Genomic DNA, 17,468 nt, shown 5'->3' with positions numbered 1-17,468 from the left:
AAGGCCCGAGACTGGCAACCTCATTTTTCACCTGTTATTGTGCTGGGAGCGAAACACGGTTAACCGAATTAATGATACAGGAGCACCAGGCATGTTTACCGGTATTGTACAGGGCACGGCAAAAGTGGTGTCCATTGATGAGAAACCCAATTTCCGCACTCACGTGGTTGAGCTGCCAGACACCATGCTGGATGGTCTGGAGACGGGCGCGTCCGTGGCGCACAACGGTTGCTGCCTGACCGTGACGGAAATTAATGGCAATCTTATCAGCTTCGATTTAATGAAAGAGACGCTGCGTATTACCAATCTCGGTGAATTAGCGCCCGGCGATTATGTAAATGTCGAACGTGCGGCGAAATTCAGTGATGAAATTGGCGGGCATTTAATGTCCGGTCATATTATCACTACGGCGGAAGTGGTTAAGATCCTGGCCTCAGAAAATAATCGCCAGATTTGGTTTAAAGTCCAGGACCCGACGCTGATGAAATATATTCTTTATAAAGGATTTATTGGCATTGACGGTATTAGCCTGACGGTAGGCGAGGTGACACCAACCCGCTTCTGCGTACACCTGATCCCGGAAACGCTGGAGCGCACGACGCTCAGCGCTAAAAAACTGGGCAGCCGCGTGAATATCGAGATCGATCCACAAACGCAGGCCGTGGTGGACACCGTCGAGCGCGTGATGGCGGCCCGTGTCGTTGTCGTTGAGCGCGACGAGTAAATCCCATAAAAAAACCCCGGCGAACCGGGGTTTTTTATCAGCGCGCCACGCGCAAACCCTGCTCCACGCCGCGACTGAATACCACCTGCCAGAGCTGTATATCCCGCGCACGAAACGCCCCCGCACAGGCATTGAGATAATAGCTGAACATGCGTTTGAAGCGCTCGGAATAATTATCGGCGATCTCCGGCCATGCCCCCTGAAAACGGTTATGCCACGCCATTAAGGTCGTATCATAATCCGCGCCGAAGTTATGCCAGTCTTCCATAACAAAATGCGGTTCACTGGCGGTGGCAATCTGCCGTACCGACGGCAGGCAGCCGTTGGGAAATATGTATTTATTGATCCAGGGATCGACGTGGTGATCCGTTTTCTTCGAGCCGATAGTATGCAGTAAAAACAGGCCATCAGGCTTAAGGTTGCGATCGACCACCTTAAAATAGGTGGCGTAGTTTTTCGGGCCGACGTGCTCAAACATACCGACCGACACAATGCGGTCAAACTGCTCACTCAGATCGCGATAATCCTGCAACAGGATAGTCACGTCCAGCCCATGGCAGCGTTCCTGCGCCATTTTTTGCTGTTCGGCAGAAATCGTTACCCCCACGACGCTGACGCCATAATGCTGCGCCATATATTGCGCAAGACCGCCCCAGCCGCAGCCAATGTCCAGCACCCGCTGACCTGGCTTAAGCTGTAGCTTTTCGCAAATCAGCTTTAGCTTGGCGAGCTGGGCGTCTTCCAGCGTTGAGGCATCCTTCCAGTAGGCGCAAGAGTATTGCATTTGAGGATCGAGCATGCGGCTAAACAGGTCATTACCTAAATCGTAATGCTCTTTGCCGACAATCCATGCCCGGCGCTTGCTCTGCAAATTAAATAATCTGGCGCCTGCTATACGCAGCGTATCTTTGAGATGGTGCGGCAGCTGGTTTTCAAGACCGGCGCGCAGCACGTTATTGAAGAAAATGTCCAGCCGGTCGCACTCCCACCAGCCATCCATATAACTTTCACCCAGCCCCAGCGATCCTTCCTGAAGCACGCGTTTAAAAAAACGAGGATTTTTGACCTGAATATCTGCCGGTGCGGGACCATTGATAGTGATCCCCGCCCGACCAAGCAGTTCGCTTACGATACGAAACCAGTCATCATCCCGTATGCTGACGTCTTCTATGCACGATGAACTCATAGCTTCTCCATCACCTGTATGTGATCAGAACCTTCAAACAGCGTAGTCGCTTTTAAGGGTTTGTGAGAAATCTCACGGAAGGGTCCGCGAGCCAGAAATCCGACGTAGAACAGAGGAAGGGAGATTACCCTTGCCGAAAAGGCCATCCGTGGTGAGACAGGCAACATCCTGGGCCTGTTAATGCATAATATTTATCGTAATTATAGGTGCCGGAAATGAGTATAGGCCTCAGATCCGGCAGATACAATAGTAAATTCTTAGCAACCTAATCACTGATTCGCAACATAGTTGCCAGGGGAATTATACAGCCGCCGTGTCGCGCTCCCTTTCTTTAGCGCTGTGACGCTGCATGCGATAACCGATCGCTGACAGTAATACCGTTACCAGCATGACGCTGGTGGTGGTCAGAAGCGGAGTACCGATAAGCGCAGAAACCAGCAGGCTGGCCAGGAAACAAAGCCCCAGTTGCAGGGTGTTTTGCAACGCCGCCGCACGCCCGGTCGCCTGCGGGAATGGCCGCAGTGCCTGCGCCACCACAATCGGATAGATAGCGCCATTCGCCATCGCCATCACGCAGAAAGGAACCAGCAGGGCGGTCAGGGATTGACCGGCCAGCAGACCCGCCAGCCAGGTGCCTACCACGCTCAGGGCGTAGATCACCAGCAACCACGGCAGCAGCTGTTGACCCTGCCATTTTTGCAGCGCCGCGCGGCAACCGTAGCCGCCGATCAGGAAGGCGATGGTTTGCGGCACATAGCTCAGGCCAATCGCCGCCGGGCCGTAACCCATTTCACTGAGAATAAAGGGCGAACCGGTCAGCCAGGCGAAGAAGCTGGCAGAACAGGCGGCGTAGATCAGCACGTTACCGCGATAGTCGCGGGAGCGCAGCAGCGTGGCAAAGGTCAGCGGCACGGCGTCCCGGTCGATTTTTTTCACCACCGGTTTCAGGCGCAGCGCTGGAACCATCAGCACGAGGGTAATGACAAACAGTGTCATGAAAATCATCTGCCATGAAAAATGCGCGAGGATCCAGCTCCCCAGCAGCGGGGCGAGCGCCGGAGACAGGCCGACCAGCGGCATAATGGTGGCGAAAATACGGTTGGTGCGGTGCGCCGGATAATGATCTGTCACCAGCGCCTGCCAGGTGACCGCGGCGGCGCAAACGCCGATTGCCTGTACAAAGCGCAGTACCAGCAGCCAGGTGGCGTCGCGCACCCACAGCATACCCAGACAACCGACGGCAAAGAGCGCCAGACCGCTCAACAGCACCGGGCGGCGACCATAGCTGTCGGACAGCGGTCCCCAGGCCAGTTGCGCAATGGCAAATCCGGCTAAAAACAGGCTCAGGCTGGCGCTGACGGCAGCCGCTGGCGTTTGTAAGTCATTCTGAATAACGGCGAAGGCGGGTAAATACATATCTGTAGCCAGAAAGCCCAGTACGCTTAACCCCGCCAGCCAGACTAAAAATCCTTTTCCAGGGTTCATGTCTCGTTCTCTTATTTAGGCAGGTGAACAGAGCGGCAGAGTGTAGGGAGTGCAATGCGGCTTGTGAAACGCTAATATTTGCACATTGCATTCAAAAAATTTGCAGGCAGAACATGTGGTCAGAATATTCACTGGAAGTGGTTGATGCGGTGGACCGAACCGGCAGCTTCAGCGCGGCGGCACAGGAACTGCACCGGGTGCCCTCGGCGGTAAGCTATACCGTGCGGCAACTGGAAGAGTGGCTGGCGGTGCCGCTGTTTGAACGGCGTCATCGTGACGTGGTATTAACCCCGGCAGGGCGCTGGTTTCTGAAGGAGGGGCGTTCTGTTATCAAAAAAATGCAGATCACCCGCCAACAGTGTCAGCAGATCGCCAACGGCTGGCGCGGTCAGCTTTCTATCGCGGTGGATAATATTGTCAGACCTGAGCGCAGCCGGCAGATGATCGTCGACTTCTACCGGCATTTCTCGGATGTGGAGCTGATCGTTTTTCAGGAAGTGTTCAATGGCGTGTGGGATGCGCTGGCGGATGGCCGCGTTGAACTGGCGATAGGGGCGACCCAGGCGGTGCCGGTGGGCGGACGCTATGCTTTCCGCGATATGGGTAAATTGAGCTGGAAGTGCGTGGTATCCAGCAAGCACCCACTGGCGGCGATGGACGGGCCGCTCAGCGATGACACGTTGCGCAACTGGCCGTCGCTGGTGCGCGAAGACACCTCCCGCTCGTTGCCGAAGCGTATCACCTGGCTGCTGGACAACCAGCGCCGCATTGTGGCACCCGACTGGGAGTCGTCGGCGGCGTGTCTGTCGGCGGGGCTCTGTATCGGTATGGTTCCGGCGCACTTTGCCAAGCCGTGGCTTGATCGCGGAGAGTGGGTGGCATTGCCGCTGGAAAATCCGTTCCCGGATGCCGCTTGCTGCCTGACGTGGCAGCAAAACGACAACTCGCCTGCCTTAAGCTGGCTGCTGGATTATTTAGGGGACAGTGAAACGCTGAATAACGAGTGGTTGCGGGAGCCAGCGTAACTGGCTCCCGGAAGGCTTAACGGCGGTAATCGCGGAACGGACCGTCGGCGACAGAGCGGCGTTCAATCAGGCGCGGATGCACCTCAATAGACTGTGACTCTTCGCGTTTGCTGACGATCCTGTCCATCAGCATATTAAAGGCCGTTTCACCCAGCGAGTCTTTGGGCTGGTGAATGGTGGTCAGCGCCGGGGTGAAGAAACGCGCGTTGCGCACGTTGTCATAGCCAATCAGCGACACGTCCTGCGGCACGCGCAGACCCATTTCATCAGCACCACAGAGCGCGCCCATCGCCATTACATCGCCGCCGCAGAAGACAGCGGTAGGGCGATGCGGCTGGGAAAGGATCTGCTGCATGGCGCGGTAACCGGATTCCGGCTCAAAATCACCCTGCACGATCCAGTTTTCCGGCACTTTGATCAGCGCTTCTTCCATCGCCTTCATAAAGCCCGCCAGTCGGCCTGCGCCGGTGTTACGCTCCAGCGGCCCAGGAATGACGCCGATTTCACGGTGGCCGCGCTCGATCAGATACCGGCCTGCCATATAACCGCCTTCAAAGGCGTTATCGATCACCGAATCGGTAAAGTCGGCTTTCGCTTCGCCCCAGTCCATCACCACCATCGGGATATGACGGTACTCTTCCAGCATGCGCAACAGCGGATCCGGGTATTCGGAACACATCACCATCAGGCCGTCGACGCGCTTTTGCGCCATCATCGACAGATAGGCGCGCTGCTTTTCGAGATTGTTCCAGGCATTGCCGAGGATCAGCGTATAGCCCTTCTGGAAGCAGTTTTTCTCAACAGCTTCAATGATTTCAGCAAAGTACGGCGCTTCGCTGCTGGTCGCCAGCAAGCCGATCGACTTGGTATGGTTGACCTTCAGACTGCGCGCCACGGCGCTGGGGGAATAATGCAGCTCTTTAATGGCTGCCCACACCGCGTTGCGCGTTTCTTCCGCCACAAAACGGGTTTTGTTAATAACATGTGATACGGTTGTAGTGGAAACGTTTGCGCGTTTCGCTACATCTTTAATTGTTGCCATTAGATCTCACTCCAGACCATATCTTTAACTCCTGAAACTTCTACAGGTAAACGTTTGCCTTTATTAACCCTTCACACAACTTTTATCAGTTGCGGTACGCCGGGAAAACAACACAGTACGTCAGGAGGGGTCAGTGGCCGGTACGCGAATAAATTTAGCGTGGAATTCTGGCTGATCTTGATGAAAAGGGGAAGTCCAAAAATCGTTATCAATCTAAAACTGAGAAGATTTTTACGTTTAACTATGCAAAAATGAGCAATCTCACTTTTTGTGGGGGTTAACGAAGGAGAAAAAATGATGGATAGCAATCTGAAGTATTCGCTGTTGACTACCGTAATTGTGCTCAGCCTCATTGTTGCTGGCGCAATGACTGCCGCTTTTAATTGATCCAGAGCAGGGAGAACTCTCTCCCGCTCTTTTTCATTCCCGCCGATTATTATCAAATTCGCAATACTCTTTTGTCACTTCATTAACTTCTGTTTTTTTGTGATTGATGTCATGCTTTTGACTTCACCGCGAGGCGGCCTGCGCGCTTTCGCATTACTGGAGTTAAACAATGAAGATGAATTTTCCCCTGCTGTCACTGGCGATTGGGGCTTTTGGGATAGGTACGACTGAATTTTCACCGATGGGATTGCTGCCGGTTATCGCCCGCGGCATCGATGTCTCCATTCCTGCCGCTGGCATGTTGATTAGCGCCTATGCGATTGGCGTAATGGTGGGCGCACCGCTGATGACGCTGCTGCTGTCACATCGCGCCCGTCGTAATGCGCTGATTTTCCTGATGGCGATTTTTACCCTCGGCAACGTGCTGTCGGCCATTGCGCCGGATTACACCACGCTGCTGCTGTCGCGCATTATCACCAGCCTCAACCATGGGGCATTTTTCGGGCTTGGCTCGGTAGTGGCGGCGAGCGTGGTGCCGAAGCACAAGCAGGCGAGTGCGGTGGCGACCATGTTTATGGGGCTGACCATTGCCAATATCGGCGGCGTACCCGCGGCGACCTGGCTTGGCGAAACTATCGGCTGGCGGATGTCTTTCCTCGCCACCGCCGGTCTGGGCGTCGTGTCGATGATCAGCCTGTTCTTCTCCCTGCCGAAGGGGAGTGCGGGGGTGCGTCCTGATGTGCGCAAGGAGCTGTCGGTGCTGATGCGTCCGCAGGTGCTGTCGGCGCTGCTGACCACCGTGCTGGGGGCCGGGGCGATGTTCACGCTTTATACCTATATCTCTCCGGTGTTGCAGGATCTGAATCACGCCACGCCGTTCTTTGTCACGGCGATGCTGGTGCTGATTGGCGTGGGCTTCTCGCTGGGCAATTATCTCGGCGGGAAGTTTGCGGACCGTTCGGTCAGCGGTACGCTGAAAGGCTTTTTGCTGCTGCTGATGGTGATCATGCTGGCGATCCCGCTGTTGGTAAAAAGCGATGTCGGCGCGGCAATGGCGATGGTGGTGTGGGGCGCTGCAACCTTCGCCGTCGTGCCGCCGTTGCAGATGCGCGTCATGCGTGTCGCCCACGAAGCGCCGGGACTGTCTTCTTCCGTGAATATCGGTGCCTTTAACCTCGGCAACGCACTGGGCGCGGCAGCGGGTGGGGCGGTGATTTCCGCTGGTCTGGGTTATGCGTTCGTACCGGTGATGGGCGCGATCATTGCGGCGCTGGCGCTGCTGCTGGTGCTGTTTTCCCGTGCTGATGCCCGCCGGGAATGCCTGGCAAACTGACCCTTACTGAGTAATAAAAGAAGATCACCCTGCGCAGTCTGGCAGGGTGATTTTTTTTAGCGGACGTTTTTCGGCGTCATAACCCGACGTGCGCCAACATAGTGACGCTGCCAGTAATCTTCGCTGAGGGACGTGATCTGAATATCCTGGCCGCTGCGCGGAGACTGGATAAATTTGCCATTGCCAACATAGACGCCCACGTGATCGGCGGTACCGCGACCCTGGGTACGGAAGAACACCAGATCGCCGCGCTCCAGTTCCGCCACGTTCACCGGCGACGCATCACGCAGGTGATACATTTCGTTCGCGGTGCGTGGAATACGGAATTTCACCAGATCTTTGTAAGCGTAGTAGACCAGTCCGCTGCAATCAAAACCAGTACGGGGTGAGGTGCCGCCCCAGTGATAGGGTTTGCCGATCTGGTTCATTAATGTCGATAACGCAGTCGTCTGCGCTTTTTTGATACGCACTTTATGCGCCTCTGCCAGCGTCACCGGCTTGCTGTTTTTCACTTTCACACAATGCGGCTTACGACCTTTACGGGTAGTGCACTTTTCCGTAACGGTAACGGCGGCGATTTTTCCTGCGCTGGATTTAGTTTTGCGTGAAGCGACGCTGCTGATTTTTGTACTGGTTGACAGGCGTTTTGTTTTAGCAGACGTTTTTTGACGGGGAGTTTTACTGGTTGCTTGTTTCGCTATTTTTTTACTGGTGCCACTGCTTTTCTTTGTTGTCTTTTGGGTCGTGCTTTGTTTTTTACGGTCGGTGGTTTTTGCCAGATGCGTTTTTTGCACGGCAGAGGGCCGCGCCTGTTCGGACGCCTGACTTAATGGCGTAAACGTCAGCGAGGCAAAAACTAAAGCACAGAGCGTGATCGAGATTTTATTTATCCGCGCCACTGAGCATTCCCCTGATTCGGGCAGGCATGAAATCATGCTTGCGGGTGATTTTCAAAACTCGTCGATTCTAAAGCATAAAAAGCAAAAAAGTTAATAGGCTTTTTGCATCCTGACGCGAATTCGTTAACGAGCGCAAAAAAAAGCAGCAATACAGGCCAATTAATGGTTACGGGATGAGCGAATCGTTTCGCTTAAACAGATATTCTTAAGGCATCTTTGCGCGGCAGACGATAATATAGTGCGTGGTGAACAAAATGTTATTTTCCGTGGGTTGTCTGAACCGCTACAATGAGACGACTGTCGTAAGAAGAAGTTAAGGAAGCAAGACAATGAGCGAAACCATCGAAAAAATCCAGCGTCAAATCGCTGAAAACCCGATCCTGCTGTACATGAAAGGTTCCCCTAAGCTGCCTAGCTGTGGCTTCTCTGCCCAGGCCGTCCAGGCGCTTTCCGCCTGTGGCGAACGCTTTGCCTATGTTGATATTCTGCAGAACCCGGACATCCGTGCCGAGCTGCCGAAATACGCTAACTGGCCGACCTTCCCGCAACTGTGGGTGGATGGCGAGCTGGTAGGCGGCTGCGACATCATCATTGAGATGTATCAGCGCGGTGAACTTCAGCCGCTGATCAAAGAAACCGCGGCGAAGTACAAAACCGAAGAGCCGGACGCTGAATAAGCGCAGGCAATAGAAAAGCACCCTCGGGTGCTTTTTTTTATGCCTGATTATCGTCGGCAGGCAGTGCCATCGGCCAGCCGCCCAGTCGTTTCCAGCGGTTAACGATCTCACAGAACAGCAGGGCGGTTTGCTCGGTGTCGTAGAGGGCAGAGTGGGCCTGGGTACTGTCGAAATCCAGACCGGCCGCGGCACAGGCTTTGGATAACACCGTCTGTCCCAGCGCCAGACCGCTCAACGACGCGGTATCAAAGGTCACAAACGGATGGAAAGGGTTGCGTTTGAGTGAGGCGCGCGCCGCGGCGGCCATCATAAAGCTGTGATCGAAGGTCGCATTATGGGCCACCATGATCGCCCGGCTACAGCCGCTGTCTTTGATGCCTTTGCGCACCATTTTAAAAATCGCATGCAGCGCATCGTGCTCACTGATCGCCCCGCGCAGCGGGTTGTTGGGGTCGATACCGTTAAACGCCAGCGCTTCAGGTTGCAGATTTGCCCCTTCGAACGGCTCAACGTGGAAATGCAGTGTGCTGTCCGGCATCAGCCAGCCCTGGTCGTCCATTTTTAACGTAATGGCGGCAACTTCTAGCAGCGCATCGGTTTTAGCGTTAAACCCGGCAGTTTCTACATCGATTACAACAGGATAAAAACCACGAAAACGGCCGCACAGACCGGTGAGTTGAGCGTTATCGGACATCAGGATCTCTTAAGACGGAAAAATGCAGCGCGCATTATGGCAAATTTTACGAAAGGATTATACCGCGTAAAAAGAACGGGCGCAGCGCGCCCGTGGGGAGATCAGTTGCCCAGACCGCGACCGGCATCTTTGGCTTCGATCAGTTCGATTTTATAACCGTCCGGATCTTCAACGAAGGCGATAACAGTAGTGCCGCCTTTTACCGGGCCCGCTTCACGGGTGACATTGCCGCCGTTCTGACGGATACGTTCGCAGGCTTCAGCCGCATTATCCACTTCCAGCGCGATATGACCGTAGGCGGTGCCCAGCTCATAGCTGTCGACGCCCCAGTTGTAAGTCAGCTCAATAACCGCTTCTTCGCTTTCCGGACCGTAGCCCACGAAAGCCAGAGAGTATTTGTATTCGGTGTTTTCACTGGTGCGCAGCAGCGTCATGCCCAGCACGTTGGTGTAAAAATCGATGGAGCGTTGCAGATCGCCAACACGCAGCATGGTGTGAAGTAAGCGCATATTATCCTCTTAATCAGTTGTTTTGCGTTCCGGTCATAAACCTTAACTCAGTATAGCGGCGGATTGCCGCCGCTATCAATCAACGGATCAAAGCGTTGGGTAATCGGTGTAACCTTCTGCGCCGCCGCCGTAGAAGCTTTCCGGACGCTGCGGGTTCAGTTCGGCTTTGCGCTCCAGGCGCTCAACCAGATCCGGGTTGGCGATGTAGTCACGACCAAAGGCCACGGCATCGATCAGCCCTTTGCTCAGCAGATCTTCTGCTTTCTCTGGCGTGTACGCCCCGGCACCAACAATCGGGCCATGGAAACGTGCGCGCACTTTTTCGCGGAACGCGTCAGTGTACGGTGCGCCACCCGCCCAGTCTGGCTCAGACATATGCAGATAGGCGATGCCGCGACGGGCCAGCTCTTCGATCAGATACAGCGCATCGGCTTCTTCGTTCGGGCCGTTATCGGTGTTCTGGAAGGTACCGATTGGCGAGACGCGAATACCAATGCGGTCCGCGCCCCATTCGTTACAGACCGCATCCACGACCTCCAGCACCAGACGGGCGCGGTTTTCCACGCTGCCGCCATACTGGTCGGTGCGCTGGTTAGCGGAAGGGGACAGGAACTGGTGCAGCAGGTAGCCGTGAGCCGCGTGCAGTTCGACCAGGTCGAAACCGGCTTCGCGGGCATTGGCTACGGCCTGACGGAAATCGTCAACGATTCCCGGGATTTCGCTGGTTTCCAGCGCGCGTGGCACGGAGGTTTCTTCGCGGATGGCGTTACCCTCGGCGTCACGCAGGGACGTGCGGGTGCCAGCAGCGAGAGCAGACGGCGCGACCGGTGCCTGACCGCCCGGTTGCAGCGAGGTATGGGAGATACGACCGGTGTGCCACAGCTGTACGGCCATACGGCCATTTTCCGCATGCACGCCATCGGTGATTTTTTTCCAAGCGGCGATCTGCTCCGGGCTGTGCAGCCCTGGTGCGCCTGCATAACCTTTCGCCTGTGCGGAAATCTGCGTTGCTTCGCTGATGATAAGACCGGCGCTGGCGCGCTGGCGGTAGTACTCGCCCATCAGCGGGGTCGGAATATCACCCGGCTCAATGCTGCGCAGGCGCGTCAACGGAGCCATGAATACGCGGTTCGGTACGGTAATGGCACCCACTTTCAACGGGGTAAATAACGTCTTAGACATAACTGCTCCTGAATAGACCGGTCGACTAGTAAAAGTTTAAATAAAAACGCCTGTTATAGAGCAGGCGTTGCGATAACAAAACGGGCATGGGCCAGTGCGCTTTCCAGCGGCACGGCGCTGCGGGACATCTTGGCCTGCAAATTGGCGCCCAGCCACAGGGAATAGAGCACCTGAGCCTGCGTCAGCGCATCGCCGGGAAATTCAAGACTGCGCTCTTCGCGGCCTTTTTCCAGCGCGTCAGCGAGCAGGGCAATCACCTGGCCGGCACCGCGATTCATGGCGGTACGCATATCTTCAGACAGATCGCACACTTCCGCTGACAGCTTCACCGTCAGGCACCCGCTGATAATGCCCTGCTGGCGAAACTGCTCCAGGGTATATTCATAATACGCCAGCACACGATCGCGATAATTACCTTCCGCGCTGGCAAAGTGCTGCGCCAGACGGGCATGGTAATTGGCATAATGCCGTTCAAGCAGCGCGACGCCAAAAGCTTCTTTCGAGCGGAAATAGTGATAAAACGATCCCTTGGGCACCTCTGCCGTTTTCAGCAGTTCGCTTAACCCCATGCCGGTGAAGCCACGGTGCATACATAACTGCTCGCCGGTGGCCAGCAGATGTTCGCGGGTATCATGTTCGCAGTGTCTGTTCATGGAAACACTGTAATAGACCGTTCGGTCTAATGCAAGTCGATTTGCGAAATGACCCGCTGACGTCTTCAATGTAATAAACCCTTAACCGGAGACGGAGCGTGGCAGAGCAATTAGAGTTTTTCCCGATCCAGAGTCCGTGTCGGGGCATTTGTCAGTCGGACGAGCGCGGATTTTGCCGGGGATGTATGCGTACACGAGACGAGCGTTTTAACTGGCAAAGCATGAGCGATACGCAAAAACAGACGGTGTTGCGTCTGTGCCGTCAACGCCTGTTGCGTAAATTACGCGCAAACAAACCGGATGCGCCGGAGGAACCGCAACAACCTTCACTTTTTTAATCCTGCAAATGCGTATACTCAGTGCAGATTAATTAAAGAGGAAGCGGTTATGGTTCAGCGTATTACCCTTGCGCCGCAAGGCCCGGAATTTTCGCGTTTTGTGATGGGCTACTGGCGTTTAATGGACTGGAATATGTCCCCGCGCCAGCTGGTCAGTTTTATTGAGGAGCACCTGGATCTGGGTGTCACCACGGTTGATCATGCTGACATTTATGGCGGCTATCAGTGTGAAGCGGCGTTCGGCGAAGCTTTAAAGCTGGCCCCACATCTGCGTGCGCGCATGGAAGTGGTCACTAAATGCGGCATCGCCACCACCGCCCGTGCAGAAAACGCGCTGGGTCATTACATCACCGATAAAAGCCATATTATCGCCAGCGCCGAACAGTCGCTGCACCACCTGGCCATCGACCATCTCGACCTGCTGCTTATCCACCGCCCGGATCCGTTGATGGATGCCGATGAGGTGGCAGAAGCCTTCCTGCATCTGCATCAGAGCGGCAAAGTGCGCCATTTCGGCGTGTCGAACTTCACCCCGGCGCAGTTCGCGCTGTTGCAGTCCCGTCTGCCGTTTACCCTCGTCACCAACCAGGTGGAGATCTCCCCGGTGCATCAACCGCTGATCCTCGATGGCACCCTCGACCAGCTCCAGCAACTGCGCGTGCGTCCGATGGCATGGTCCTGCCTTGGCGGCGGTCGCCTGTTTAACGACGACGCTTTCCAGCCGCTGTGCGATGAACTGGCGCAGATTGCCGAAGAAGTTAACGCCGGGAGCATCGAACAGGTGGTGTATGCGTGGATCCTGCGTCTGCCGTCCCAACCGCTGCCGATTATCGGCTCCGGTAAAATTGAGCGCGTGCGCGCAGCCATTGAAGCGGAGAATATTCAACTCAGCCGCCAGCAGTGGTTCCGTATTCGCAAAGCGGCACTCGGTTACGACGTACCCTGATCACGGATTAACCTGACTTTCCAGTAAGATCCTCGCCCCTGGTTTACACTTCAGGGGCAAATAAAATTACGGGAGGTTATATGAAGCGTTTTTGTCTCGCGATGCTCGCTTTGTCTGTTTGCGCCGGTGCGCAGGCTGCCAGCGAAGAAGTTAAGATGAACCTCGTCACCTCCGGGGGCATCGGTCAGTCTATTGGTACGGTTAACATTACTGAAACCGACAAAGGGCTGGAATTTACCCCCAATCTTAAAGCACTGCCGCCCGGTGAACATGGATTCCATGTGCATGCCAAAGGCTCCTGCGAACCGGCCATAAAAGACGGTAAAGCGATGCCGGCGGAAGCCGCAGGCGGACACCTCGACCCGCACAATACCGGTAAACATGAAGGCCCGGAAGGCGCAGGGCATACCGGCGATCTGCCTGTGCTGGTGGTCAACAATGACGGCAAGGCCACTGATGCTGTGATTGCACCGCGCCTGAAAAAACTCGATGAAGTGAAGGATAAAGCGCTGATGATCCATGTTGGCGGCGATAACATGTCTGACAATCCCAAACCGCTGGGCGGTGGCGGGGCGCGTTACGCCTGTGGTGTGATCAGGTAACCGCGGCAACCGTTCCTGCTGCCGGGGCCTGTTCGAGCTGCAAAAGCGCACAGTAGAGCCGCCAGACAATCGACGACAGCTCCCGCGCAGCAGGCTGATGATGCTGTGCCAGGGTATCGCAAATATGCTGTAACTCCGCCAGCGTCACGCCCAGCAAGCCATGCCGGACGCCATTTTCGCTCATCACCCCACGCAACAGCGCCAGACAGCGATCCCGTACCCGCGACAGCGGGTCGGATCGCGTTTCCCACTCCCGCAACTGCCACACCACATGCGTACAGTTGAGCAACACAACGCCCCAGCGTAACAGCCAGCGCCTGGACTGGGCATCTTTACTCTGACTGAGCTGACTGATGTGATGATACACCAGCGACTCAAACTCACTTTCGCGGTACTGCGGTCGGCGGCTCAGCTGATCGATAAAGCGCAGGCGCAGGGCGCGAATATGCCGATGGCTCTTGCGCACATCCGAACCAGGACGCAGCACCGCAAACGCCAGCCAGGCTATTCCCACGCCGAGTAATTTACCCAGATTGTCGTTCAGGAAATCCGCAAAGTCATAAACCGGCGGATTGGTCACTGAAATAAACGATCCCATAAAAACGATAAGCTGCCCCCAGAGCCCGGCATATTTCGCCATTTGCAGCTTCAGCAGTTGCATTGTGGTCAGCAGCGGAAACAGGAACAGTAAAAATTGCCACAGCTCGGTGATCTGCACCATCAGGCCAAATTTTACCGCGAAGCTGAACAGCGACAGCAAAACCAGCGTGCGCATCAGCAATGTCAGCGAATTATAAGGTGAGGCGACGACGGAATAGAGCACGCAGCTGATTGCCGCCATCGTTAGCGCCGATGCACCGGACTCCCATTGCGCGCCAATGGTCCATGCGCCGATGGCTACCAGGGTCGCGAAAGTGCGCAATCCGCTCCACAGCGCTTCCAGATTATCAGTATGGCGGGCCAGCGCCGGGGTGCGCGGCACGGCGAGCGCGCTGACGGGTCTGGCGTTTTCCAGCTGCTGGATCCAGCGACTGCCAGCGAGGTGCAACTGGCAAAAATAGCGCAGCCGGTTCCAGAAGGCGCGATGACGGTAATCGGTATCATGCTTTGGCGCGAGCGGGGCAATAATGCGCGCGACGGTATAAAAATCGGCATCCGGGCGCGCCAGTACTGCCAGGAGTTGTTCCAGCAGCGGACGGGTCATCGCCGGCGCATCGGGCCAGTTCAGCAGCAGACGCCGCAGGCTTGAGATCACGCTGGTCATGCGCAACTGCTGATGGAGTAAATAGTTGAGCAGGGAGTTTTGCTGGCGAAAACGGTAGTGGCTCCAGAACGCCTGGATGCGCAGCAAATTCATGGTCAGGATCTGGCCGATGACATTTTCATGGGCAGTGCGAATGGCATCACTGGTGTCCATTTGCCAGAGTAACCCGGCATGCTCCAGCAGCCGGGCATGCATTTTTTTCAGCGCAGTGAGCAGCGCCGCGCCGTCTGACGTACTGGGCAGGATCATCATCATCACGCCCCCGGACAAAATACCGACAATCACCTCGCATACTCGCGACTGGGCGATGTCCCACAGCTCTGTGGTTTCGCTGATGTTGATCACCGGGAAAGCGATGATCGCCGCGGTGTAACCCGCCAGCTGAAAAGCATAAGCCACGTTATTGCTGAAATGCGCGCAGGCCCAGGTGCAAAAGCCAATCCAGCCGGCCATCGCGAATAAAAACAGCCAGGGATCGTTTAGGGTATGACCGGCGATAAGCAATGCTGCCACCGCGCCCAACAGACTCCCGGCAATGCGGCCAAGGCTTTTGCTGATCACCCCGCCCACCGTCGGGAAGCTGACCACCGCCGCCGAGGTCATCGCCCAGTAAGGCTCGTCGAGATTAAGCGTATAGGCGACGCTCAGCGCCAGACACATGGCAATCCCGTTGCGCAGGGCGTAGCGCCACTGCCCACGGCTGGCCTTAAACCACGGCAGCGCCTGGAGCAGCCGCACCGTCAGCGCCCGATTGCCACGGTACAGGTGGTGCCGGATACCAGAGTCAGTCCCTGCGGCGGCGCATCAAACTCAATGCGTACCGGCACGCGCTGGGCCAGACGTACCCAGGGCACATTAGGTTTGACGTCGGCTACCAGGCTGCCGTCGCTCTCTACACTCTGATCGTAAATCGCGCGACCGATGCTGGATACGTGACCCTGTAACTTTTGATCGCTGCTGTAGAGCACCACGCTGGCAGGCATGCCTTCACGAATATGCCGCAATTTGCTTTCTTCGAAATAGCCCACTACGTAGAACGAATGGCTGTCCACTACCGCAAATACCGGCTGGCCGGCCGTAGCGTAATTACCCACCCGCGCGGAAAGGTTAGTAACCCAGCCATCCACCGGCGATTTCACCGTGGTCTGCTGGTGCTGCCACTGCGCCTGCGCAAGCTCGGCCTGGGCGACTGCGACGTCGGCCTGCATAGCCTTGACGTTGATATTGGCGGTATCCAGATCTTCGGCGGAAATATAATTGTGGGGGAGGTGACGGCGGCGGCTGGCTTCGTTATTGGCTTTCGCCAGTTCCGTCTGCGCGCGGGCCAGCTGGGCTTCGGCGTTTAAAATGGCGATGCGATAGGGCGTTTCGTCGATGCGGAACAGCGCCTCGCCGGCATGAACAAACTGGTTATCGCGCACGCTGATCGCCGTGATGCTGCCGGAAACCTGCGGCGTCACGCTGACCTGTTCGGCGCGGATTTTTCCGTCTCGCGTCCACGGCGACTGCATATAGTAATTCCATAGCCCAATCCCGGCGACAATCGCGAGGGCCAGTACCAGCAGCGTCGAGAAATATTTAAGGGTTTTCATGCAGGAGTTACCACGCGATCAAAAGGGCCTGCGCCAGCGCCACCGAAATGACAAACAAGGAAAGATCCAGCAGCAATGGATGCCAGATCTCACCAGCATAGAGCCAGCTGCGCAGCAGACGATGGATAATAAGCCAAAGAAAGAAACCGAGCGCAACGGCATAAAACAGCGGCGGAAAATAGACGGAAGCGCCGACGATCAGATCCTGCAGTGGCAAGCCGGTGGTAAAGAACCTGAACGTCACGGTTGGGGATCCTGTGCAGAGTTAAGCGCGTAATGTGAATAAAACACAAAAAAGTAACAATAATGTTCGTGCGGGAAGTCTTTAAAAACAATTACATAGTAAAATACAGAAAAGCTTTACATTTGTTTTACCAATATAAATGCTGCACACTATTCTAAAATCAGTATAATAACTTAGCAAGCTAATTATAAGGAGATGAAATTGGAATCGCCATTAGGTTCTGATCTGGCACGTTTAGTGCGCATCTGGCGTGCTTTAATTGACCATCGCCTCAAACCTCTGGAATTAACGCAGACTCACTGGGTAACGCTGCATAATATTCACCAGTTACCTCCCGAGCAGTCGCAAATTCAACTGGCAAAAGCGATCGGCATTGAACAGCCTTCGCTGGTGCGTACGCTGGATCAGCTGGAAGACAAGGGGCTTATCTCCCGTCAGACCTGCGCCAGTGACCGTCGTGCAAAACGTATTAAGCTCACAGAGAAAGCCACACCCATTATAGATGAAATGGAAACGGTGATCAGAAAGACGCGTGGGGAAATACTGGCGGGAATTTCAGATGAAGAACTGACGCAGCTTATCAGCCTTATCGCACGTCTTGAGCAAAACATTATTGAATTACATACGCGCGATTAACGTAAAAAGCCCTGCAATGCAGGGCTTTTTTATTATCACAAGGCGGAGTA

The 17,468-nt window shown here is 55.4% G+C and carries 20 protein-coding genes; 9 read left to right on the top strand and 11 right to left on the bottom strand.

The window, feature by feature from the left end; all coding sequences use genetic code 11:
• Positions 1 to 91: 91 nt before the first annotated feature.
• Entirely contained in the window at positions 92 to 724 is a 633-nt protein-coding gene (locus KW828_RS01020; RefSeq protein ID WP_088221998.1) for a riboflavin synthase subunit alpha, read from the top strand.
• Positions 725 to 761: 37 nt separating this feature from the next.
• Here the strand turns inward: KW828_RS01020 and cfa are convergent, their stop codons facing one another.
• Positions 762 to 1,910, bottom strand: coding sequence for a cyclopropane fatty acyl phospholipid synthase (gene cfa / locus KW828_RS01015; protein WP_218334599.1), 1,149 nt, complete (start codon positions 1,908 to 1,910; stop codon positions 762 to 764).
• A 300-nt stretch (positions 1,911 to 2,210) separates the two neighbouring features.
• The gene (gene punC, locus KW828_RS01010) at positions 2,211 to 3,395 is read right to left on the bottom strand and encodes a purine nucleoside transporter PunC (protein ID WP_218334598.1); all 1,185 of its coding nucleotides are present in this window, start codon (positions 3,393 to 3,395) and stop codon (positions 2,211 to 2,213) included.
• Positions 3,396 to 3,508: 113 nt separating this feature from the next.
• Between punC and punR the strand changes: the two genes are divergently transcribed.
• On the top strand, positions 3,509 to 4,420 hold the full coding sequence (punR, locus tag KW828_RS01005; protein ID WP_218334597.1) for a DNA-binding transcriptional activator PunR: 912 nt from the start codon (positions 3,509 to 3,511) through the stop codon (positions 4,418 to 4,420).
• Positions 4,421 to 4,436: 16 nt separating this feature from the next.
• Here the strand turns inward: punR and purR are convergent, their stop codons facing one another.
• Positions 4,437 to 5,462: an HTH-type transcriptional repressor PurR gene (gene purR, locus KW828_RS01000; RefSeq protein WP_072568299.1), complete on the bottom strand. Its 1,026-nt coding sequence runs from the start codon at positions 5,460 to 5,462 to the stop codon at positions 4,437 to 4,439.
• Between the two features lie 294 nt (positions 5,463 to 5,756).
• Between purR and KW828_RS00995 the strand changes: the two genes are divergently transcribed.
• Positions 5,757 to 5,849 (top strand): YnhF family membrane protein, encoded by a 93-nt coding sequence (locus tag KW828_RS00995; protein ID WP_129361951.1) that lies wholly within the window; start codon positions 5,757 to 5,759, stop codon positions 5,847 to 5,849.
• Positions 5,850 to 6,018: 169 nt separating this feature from the next.
• Positions 6,019 to 7,182 carry an MFS transporter gene (locus tag KW828_RS00990; protein WP_218334596.1) on the top strand — a complete coding sequence of 388 codons (1,164 nt, stop codon included), beginning with the start codon at positions 6,019 to 6,021 and terminating at the stop codon, positions 7,180 to 7,182.
• Between the two features lie 56 nt (positions 7,183 to 7,238).
• Here KW828_RS00990 and KW828_RS00985 read toward each other — a convergent pair whose 3' ends face one another.
• A complete protein-coding gene (locus KW828_RS00985; RefSeq protein WP_218334595.1) occupies positions 7,239 to 8,081 on the bottom strand; it encodes a C40 family peptidase in 843 nt (280 codons plus the stop codon).
• Between the two features lie 329 nt (positions 8,082 to 8,410).
• On the opposite strand from KW828_RS00985, the gene grxD reads away from it, so the two are divergent.
• Complete coding sequence (grxD, locus tag KW828_RS00980; protein ID WP_088221992.1) at positions 8,411 to 8,758, top strand: monothiol glutaredoxin 4; 348 nt, start codon at positions 8,411 to 8,413, stop codon at positions 8,756 to 8,758.
• A gap of 37 nt (positions 8,759 to 8,795) precedes the next feature.
• Here the strand turns inward: grxD and rnt are convergent, their stop codons facing one another.
• From rnt to KW828_RS00960, 4 genes are all read right to left on the bottom strand, one after another.
• Positions 8,796 to 9,452: a ribonuclease T gene (gene rnt / locus KW828_RS00975; protein ID WP_218334594.1), complete on the bottom strand. Its 657-nt coding sequence runs from the start codon at positions 9,450 to 9,452 to the stop codon at positions 8,796 to 8,798.
• Between the two features lie 101 nt (positions 9,453 to 9,553).
• Positions 9,554 to 9,961 carry a lactoylglutathione lyase gene (gene gloA / locus KW828_RS00970; protein ID WP_088221990.1) on the bottom strand — a complete coding sequence of 136 codons (408 nt, stop codon included), beginning with the start codon at positions 9,959 to 9,961 and terminating at the stop codon, positions 9,554 to 9,556.
• Between the two features lie 87 nt (positions 9,962 to 10,048).
• Positions 10,049 to 11,143: an alkene reductase gene (locus tag KW828_RS00965; protein WP_218334593.1), complete on the bottom strand. Its 1,095-nt coding sequence runs from the start codon at positions 11,141 to 11,143 to the stop codon at positions 10,049 to 10,051.
• Positions 11,144 to 11,196: 53 nt separating this feature from the next.
• Positions 11,197 to 11,796 carry a TetR/AcrR family transcriptional regulator gene (locus tag KW828_RS00960; RefSeq protein WP_218334592.1) on the bottom strand — a complete coding sequence of 200 codons (600 nt, stop codon included), beginning with the start codon at positions 11,794 to 11,796 and terminating at the stop codon, positions 11,197 to 11,199.
• A 98-nt stretch (positions 11,797 to 11,894) separates the two neighbouring features.
• On the opposite strand from KW828_RS00960, the gene KW828_RS00955 reads away from it, so the two are divergent.
• The 3 genes from KW828_RS00955 to sodC all read left to right on the top strand — a co-directional run bounded on the left by KW828_RS00955 (position 11,895) and on the right by sodC (position 13,682).
• Positions 11,895 to 12,134 carry a DUF1289 domain-containing protein gene (locus KW828_RS00955; RefSeq protein WP_088221987.1) on the top strand — a complete coding sequence of 80 codons (240 nt, stop codon included), beginning with the start codon at positions 11,895 to 11,897 and terminating at the stop codon, positions 12,132 to 12,134.
• A gap of 49 nt (positions 12,135 to 12,183) precedes the next feature.
• Entirely contained in the window at positions 12,184 to 13,080 is an 897-nt protein-coding gene (locus KW828_RS00950) for an aldo/keto reductase family oxidoreductase (RefSeq protein ID WP_218334591.1), read from the top strand.
• 80 nt (positions 13,081 to 13,160) lie between these two features.
• Positions 13,161 to 13,682: a superoxide dismutase [Cu-Zn] SodC gene (sodC, locus tag KW828_RS00945; RefSeq protein ID WP_218334590.1), complete on the top strand. Its 522-nt coding sequence runs from the start codon at positions 13,161 to 13,163 to the stop codon at positions 13,680 to 13,682.
• Here sodC and KW828_RS00940 read toward each other — a convergent pair.
• The 3 genes from KW828_RS00940 to KW828_RS00930 are packed head-to-tail and all read right to left on the bottom strand — an operon-like array spanning position 13,675 to position 16,782.
• A complete protein-coding gene (locus tag KW828_RS00940) occupies positions 13,675 to 15,684 on the bottom strand; it encodes an FUSC family protein (protein WP_371316068.1) in 2,010 nt (669 codons plus the stop codon). The two genes, sodC and KW828_RS00940, sit on opposite strands and share 8 nt — an antisense overlap.
• 2 nt (positions 15,685 to 15,686) lie before the next feature.
• Positions 15,687 to 16,538 (bottom strand): HlyD family secretion protein, encoded by an 852-nt coding sequence (locus tag KW828_RS00935; protein ID WP_218334589.1) that lies wholly within the window; start codon positions 16,536 to 16,538, stop codon positions 15,687 to 15,689.
• A gap of 7 nt (positions 16,539 to 16,545) precedes the next feature.
• Positions 16,546 to 16,782 carry a DUF1656 domain-containing protein gene (locus tag KW828_RS00930; protein WP_218334588.1) on the bottom strand — a complete coding sequence of 79 codons (237 nt, stop codon included), beginning with the start codon at positions 16,780 to 16,782 and terminating at the stop codon, positions 16,546 to 16,548.
• Between the two features lie 195 nt (positions 16,783 to 16,977).
• Between KW828_RS00930 and slyA the strand changes: the two genes are divergently transcribed.
• Positions 16,978 to 17,418, top strand: coding sequence for a transcriptional regulator SlyA (gene slyA / locus KW828_RS00925; RefSeq protein WP_218334587.1), 441 nt, complete (start codon positions 16,978 to 16,980; stop codon positions 17,416 to 17,418).
• Positions 17,419 to 17,468: the final 50 nt, after the last annotated feature.

The organism is Enterobacter sp. ENT03, assembly GCF_019218745.1.
Lineage (GTDB): Bacteria > Pseudomonadota > Gammaproteobacteria > Enterobacterales > Enterobacteriaceae > Enterobacter_D.
The sequence above is the reverse complement of the archived record's forward strand: the minus strand, read 5'-3'. Positions and strand labels throughout refer to the sequence as shown.

What these genes read in the sequence shown, in the direction of transcription:
- grxD (WP_088221992.1), top strand. Translation starts at nt 8,411, where the DNA reads ATGAGCGAAACCATCGAAAAAATCCAGCGTCAAATCGCTGAAAACCCG.
- rnt (WP_218334594.1), bottom strand. Translation starts at nt 9,452, where the DNA reads ATGTCCGATAACGCTCAACTCACCGGTCTGTGCGGCCGTTTTCGTGGT.
- slyA (WP_218334587.1), top strand. Translation starts at nt 16,978, where the DNA reads ATGAAATTGGAATCGCCATTAGGTTCTGATCTGGCACGTTTAGTGCGC.
- cfa (WP_218334599.1), bottom strand. Translation starts at nt 1,910, where the DNA reads ATGAGTTCATCGTGCATAGAAGACGTCAGCATACGGGATGATGACTGG.
- KW828_RS00960 (WP_218334592.1), bottom strand. Translation starts at nt 11,796, where the DNA reads ATGAACAGACACTGCGAACATGATACCCGCGAACATCTGCTGGCCACC.
- purR (WP_072568299.1), bottom strand. Translation starts at nt 5,462, where the DNA reads ATGGCAACAATTAAAGATGTAGCGAAACGCGCAAACGTTTCCACTACA.
- KW828_RS00935 (WP_218334589.1), bottom strand. Translation starts at nt 16,538, where the DNA reads ATGAAAACCCTTAAATATTTCTCGACGCTGCTGGTACTGGCCCTCGCG.
- KW828_RS00950 (WP_218334591.1), top strand. Translation starts at nt 12,184, where the DNA reads ATGGTTCAGCGTATTACCCTTGCGCCGCAAGGCCCGGAATTTTCGCGT.
- sodC (WP_218334590.1), top strand. Translation starts at nt 13,161, where the DNA reads ATGAAGCGTTTTTGTCTCGCGATGCTCGCTTTGTCTGTTTGCGCCGGT.
- KW828_RS00965 (WP_218334593.1), bottom strand. Translation starts at nt 11,143, where the DNA reads ATGTCTAAGACGTTATTTACCCCGTTGAAAGTGGGTGCCATTACCGTA.
- KW828_RS00990 (WP_218334596.1), top strand. Translation starts at nt 6,019, where the DNA reads ATGAAGATGAATTTTCCCCTGCTGTCACTGGCGATTGGGGCTTTTGGG.
- punC (WP_218334598.1), bottom strand. Translation starts at nt 3,395, where the DNA reads ATGAACCCTGGAAAAGGATTTTTAGTCTGGCTGGCGGGGTTAAGCGTA.
- KW828_RS01020 (WP_088221998.1), top strand. Translation starts at nt 92, where the DNA reads ATGTTTACCGGTATTGTACAGGGCACGGCAAAAGTGGTGTCCATTGAT.
- KW828_RS00995 (WP_129361951.1), top strand. Translation starts at nt 5,757, where the DNA reads ATGATGGATAGCAATCTGAAGTATTCGCTGTTGACTACCGTAATTGTG.
- punR (WP_218334597.1), top strand. Translation starts at nt 3,509, where the DNA reads ATGTGGTCAGAATATTCACTGGAAGTGGTTGATGCGGTGGACCGAACC.
- gloA (WP_088221990.1), bottom strand. Translation starts at nt 9,961, where the DNA reads ATGCGCTTACTTCACACCATGCTGCGTGTTGGCGATCTGCAACGCTCC.